Source organism: Streptomyces gamaensis (genome assembly GCF_042656465.1).
Classification (GTDB): Bacteria; Actinomycetota; Actinomycetes; order Streptomycetales; family Streptomycetaceae; genus Streptomyces; species Streptomyces gamaensis.
Map to the genome: position 1 here is coordinate 1 of NZ_JBHSPB010000047.1, position 5,449 is coordinate 5,449.

Sequence of the window (5,449 nt, forward strand, 5' to 3'; positions counted from 1 at the left end):
TTCTCTCTTAGCATTTTCACATGTTCTTGAGCTACAAATTTGAATGAAACGTCGTGGTGTTGAGGATAAACATAGAAAATAGTTGTTTGCATTTCCAGATCAACCTATCAAAAGTACAAATTCAGGAATATGTTTGAAAATTTGTGGAATATCTTCATATCTAAATTCCATTTTTATTTCTCTATCTGGAGTTTTTACATAATGAATAGTTCCTAATTTTAATATGTTCATATGCGGAACAAAATTATGAATAAATATGTCAACTGGTATTTCTTTATAATATTCATTTTCTATATATGTATTTATTGTATATTCCAAATATGGTAATAATGATTTTCTGAAAATATAATTTGTACCACTGCAAAATGGTCTAATTTCATTTGCCCAGGAATAATAAAGCCAATAGCAAGGAATAAAAATTCTTTCATTTGGAATAATTTGTCTCAAATTTGGTATAATTAAATCACTATCAATAATTGCAATTATATCATCTTCTATATTTTTTGCAAAATTTACAATTGTTAATAATTGTTTTGCAATTCTTAACCATCTAATATCCGTATTCGTTTCGTTCCAAATTATTTTTTCTTGATATTTCTTAATTTGTTCTTCAGTTATATCATTAAAAGTTTTATCGACTACTACGTAATCAAAATCTAGTTCATCTAAATGTTTTGTAAATCCAACAAAAGTGAAAATTTTCATAATAATTTCTAAACAATATGACATATTTTAATTTTAAATGATCTAAATGAGAACAAACTATATACATTATATTTATTATATGAATTATAAGATGTGACACTTTATTTTAGTCAATTACTTATTAAAATTGTATGAGTGTAACTTATACTTCAATTTCTTCACTTTTAGCTAGTCCATTCCAAAGACTAACTTCTAGCATGTGGAACACTGCTACATTACTTCTATATCAACTCTATGAAACCGGTGGAAATTCATTAACTTCAATTCTACAAAATGGAAATTTATATATCCCGAATAGCGTAAATGCATTAGCTGGATTTTTCAAAAATGAAGTCTATGTTTCTGGTCAACCAGTTCTTACAGAACAAGATCCAATTTATATAGCTGGATTTATCTCAACTGCAAATCAACAAATAAATCAAATTCTATATTCAAATCAACAACTTTATTATTCTATTTCTAAATTACCAAAACAAATTTCATATGATTTATATACAAATTTATATAGAACTATTTCAGATTTAATTTATAAATCTGTTTCTGATTTATTTTATTCTTTAGTTTCACAAGTTAAACAATTACAAAAATCTACAACAATTACACTTTATCAAATTGCAGATTTTGTAGCTTATACATTTACATATTTCTATTTAGCTACTGTCGGATTAGCTAATACTTTAAATAAATTAACATTATATTTATCTCCTCCAACTATAGAAGGTTTACAAATTAATTTATCGACAGTTCCTTCTCCACTTTATAGCGGTTCAACATTAGAAACTGTTAGGATAATTCTCCAGAATTTGAGTAATTATGTAGTTTATATTGGTAATCAATTGTACAACAGTTTTCCAATCTTGCCCGGTGATAGTTTAGAATTTCATGTTAGAAATCCAGCTAATGTTTACGCTTGGGCAACTGGAAAATGTAAAGTTTATGCTCTATTTGAGGTAGTTCAAACATGAATTTTGATGATTATTTTTGTAAATTACAGTGTTGTTATTGGAGAGAATTCGAATATGCTTATTCAAAATTAGATGTTAAAGATAAAACAATTACAATAATTGGTAATGACTGTGGTAGTTCTGCTTTATATTTTCTTTTAAAAGGTGCTAAAAAGATAATTGGATTTGAAAAAGAAGAGAAACTAAATCAAATTTTTAAAGAAAAAATTTGTAAAGAATTCAAGATTTGTGATAAAGTTGAAATTCATGAGGAATGGAAAAGTAACGAATATCCTGACAGTGATATTTTCATTATGGATTGTGAAGGTTGCGAAAAAAATCTAGATTTTTCTAAATTACAAAAGTACAAACAATATTGTATAGCAATTCATGATTGGACAGAGAATAGATTTGATTTGTTGAGAAAATTATATGGAACAATTCTAACTTTTATAACTGATGATAATAGAGAATTTGTATTTTGTAAATTATGATTAGAACGGCGGATAAACTAAAATTTTAGAACCTGCATTTAGTCCATTTGTAAACTGTACTATATATCCATTCATATCTATAAATCCAGTTCCTGTAAAACTTTTTGATGTTATTAAATTTCCATTTAAATCAAATTTATATACAGTAAATGAATTCGTTTGTTGTACGGATACATATACGTATCCGTTAGCGATAGTAAAAGTTGAACTATTATTTGATAATTGAATTAATTGTTTAATAGATATGACAGTATTCGTGAATGTGTCAAATATTACTAATTTTACATATCCATTAGTTGAATAATATACAAAATAAATATTTGTACCGTCTGTATATATAGATAATATTCCTTCATAGTTAAAATCATTTGTAATAGTTGTTATATAATTTGGAGTTATAGTTTCACTGTTACATAATACATTAGCATAACTATGCCCGTTGGTATATAGAAGTTGTAATGGAACATATTCTATTGCAATAGTATTAGAATTATTAATTCCAGCTATTAAATAAAGATTGTTTCCAACAGTTATTTTGGGCATTCTATATAAATATAACGAATTACCAGCTGAATCTGTAAGTGCAAATGTTCCATATAAATATGGTGATAATGATGAGTTAAAAATTACATATCCAGTTCCACCAGTTAAAGATCCTGGGTTAGCGCCACCTATTGCTATTATATCATTACTATTACCTTTAACAATTGATGAAGTATTCATATTATCACAACTTCCACCAGGAATTTTGAAAATTGACAATTGTTGAGTTGAAGTATTGTAAAATGCGACATATGGTGAACATGGTTCCGCACATGGAGACCAAGGATTATAAGCTTCTTCTCCGCCTCCAAATGCAATAAGACCAGGTACCGTAGAATAACCGGTTATATTACTGTAATCTGTATTGGAATTTATCGTAGTATTATCAGGTAATACAGAAACAGAACCATCTGGATTTATTAATACTGCGTAATCACCTGTGCTTCCTGGAGTTAATTGAAATACTATTTTATTCGGAGGTAAGAAGTATCTAGCATTTAAGGAAATGGAATCTGGAAGTGTTTGTTGAAGTGTAGTTGAAAATAATGCTGTAAAACATTTATTATTTATTATAATTGCATTTCCATTTATCAATATTTCTCCATAATTTTGTCTACATATTAAATTTTCTATAATTGCGTTATCATTTAAAACAATAGTTCCATTATTTGTTCCAATTAGAAAATCATTAATAATTGAATAACCATTAAGATATATAGTATTATCTAATTGATATATAATCAAATTTTTGATATATGTATTATTAGCATTAATAGGATATTGAAGATTATAAATTAATACATTTAAAAATGCCGATTTTGAATTTACTAAATTACTGAATATTGAACCATAACAATCTAATAGAAAATAAGTATTAAAATCAAAAGTTAGGAATTGTTTAACTGTGTATATGATATCGTTAAATTTTCTAGATTTAACAATTTCATTAGGCTGAACAAAGTTTAAAGATTTTGCTAATGCTATATTATTTTCATTTGCTAATTTTATAATTGCTTTTATTAAATTATTCATATATTCTATAGTTAAAGGCAGTCCAGGTCTAGCTTGAATTAATGGAATAAATGGATATGGCTTTAAATTTGAAATATAAAAATACATATCTTTAAATAAATCATAAAGAGTATATATATTTCCATATGAAAATTGATATTGTAATAGATATTGAAATGAAGTATTTATATATTTGTAAACTGAGTATGCAGTATAAAGATCTTGAACTATTTCATTCCAAAGTTGTGAAGAAATTAAAGATTGTTTCGCTATTTTATTCAGTAATTTACTAAATGAAGTAATTGGATAACAAGTTGATATTGGATATGAATATTGATTTGATGATTGAGTTAATGATTGAGTTGATGAACTAGTAGTAACTAGATTAGAAGACATTCTAGATCACTAACTATAAATTGCAGTTAATTGAGGATTTGTGTTAGACGGCATTACGCCGTTAGGCGGATAAGTCCTCATTCTCATGAAATTCCAAGCTGTTTGCCACCAAAAGCCTGAGCTAACAGAACCAATAGCACTTAAATATAATTGTGTAGAACTAGAAAGTGGGTTATTATTAACTGTTCCACAATATCCGCCGGCAGAACTATAGAATTGTGGAGCTATACATCCATACCATGAACTAGCTGAAGATCCGTAATAATAAACCCATGCATAAACCCACTGTGAAACTGCACTACCTTGTTGATTTAAATCATTAGTTTCACTGCCATTTATATAATATGATTGAGAAAAATATGAGTTACTATATCCCATAGTTACTCCAATTGCATTTATAGAAGATGTATTTGTATTATCTGCAATTCCCGCCATACCGTTATTAGCTCCTAATCCTCCAGCTTGATTTCCTAGGTCTATTGTTGAAGATTCTGCAATTACTGGTTGATTTGGTACACTTTTTCCAATATAAACAAATCCAACATTATTTGAATATCCAGATAAATATATTGCATTTATTTGATTTCCTAATGGCCCAGTTGTAGAAATTTGTTGAATTGTATTTCCAAAAGTATCAAAATTTGATAATGGTTCATTTCCGTTAAAATAAATTAAGAATACATTTTTTCCATTATCATATTGTGCATAAGTCTGAGATAAATCCGATCTCAGTCCAGTATAAGGATATTGAATTGAATTTCTTACAAACATATAAATTGTAATTGAAGAATTTGCGGGAATTGAAATTGGTAAATTAATCCAGATATAAACGTTTGATAAATTGGAATTATAACTTTCAATCCAAGCATATAATGGCGTTTGACACTGAGAATCTAAGCAAAATTGTAAATTAAGTAATTGTGAAGGACTAGAAATTATGTTTGATAAATTCAAAATTAGCAATTGTTGAAATGGACTTGAAGTTGGATCAGGTTGAGAATTTGTAATTGTAATTGTATAAGCAGTAATTAGTATTGCACCAAATTCAATTAATTCACTTACCAAAGTAGGATTTTGTGCTGAAATTTGTACTTCTTGCGGATTTGAAACTGTAATTTTCAAACATTGTTTAGGCATTAAATAAATCGAATTATTTATTTGAATTGAATTATTTCCTAAATTTTGTAATGTTATACTTCTCCAAGTTTGAAGATATCCAGATTGTAAATATTGAGATGTTAGTTGTGCTAAATTCGAATTTCCAGAAAATATAAATTGTGTGCCGGCTATGACGTTAGGAATTACAATTTTAGAAATTAAATTAGGAATTAATACTTCTATTTGCTTTTTTATAGT

5 protein-coding genes are annotated in these 5,449 nt (G+C 26.8%); 2 read left to right on the forward strand and 3 right to left on the reverse strand.

Annotated elements, in window-relative coordinates:
• Positions 1-99: 99 nt before the first annotated feature.
• Entirely contained in the window at positions 100-705 is a 606-nt protein-coding gene (locus tag ACFP1Z_RS33410; RefSeq protein WP_198968543.1) for a hypothetical protein, read from the reverse strand.
• 131 nt (positions 706-836) lie between these two features.
• Between ACFP1Z_RS33410 and ACFP1Z_RS33415 the strand changes: the two genes are divergently transcribed.
• Positions 837-1,670 (forward strand): hypothetical protein, encoded by an 834-nt coding sequence (locus ACFP1Z_RS33415; protein WP_344332972.1) that lies wholly within the window; start codon positions 837-839, stop codon positions 1,668-1,670.
• A complete protein-coding gene (locus ACFP1Z_RS33420; protein WP_198968541.1) occupies positions 1,667-2,143 on the forward strand; it encodes a class I SAM-dependent methyltransferase in 477 nt (158 codons plus the stop codon). Before ACFP1Z_RS33415 ends, ACFP1Z_RS33420 begins: the two co-directional genes overlap by 4 nt.
• Here the strand turns inward: ACFP1Z_RS33420 and ACFP1Z_RS33425 are convergent, their stop codons facing one another.
• Positions 2,144-4,093 carry a hypothetical protein gene (locus ACFP1Z_RS33425; protein WP_344332979.1) on the reverse strand — a complete coding sequence of 650 codons (1,950 nt, stop codon included), beginning with the start codon at positions 4,091-4,093 and terminating at the stop codon, positions 2,144-2,146.
• A 9-nt stretch (positions 4,094-4,102) separates the two neighbouring features.
• Positions 4,103-5,449: DUF2341 domain-containing protein (locus ACFP1Z_RS33430; RefSeq protein ID WP_390321835.1), on the reverse strand; the 1,347-nt coding region annotated here is incomplete at its 5' end.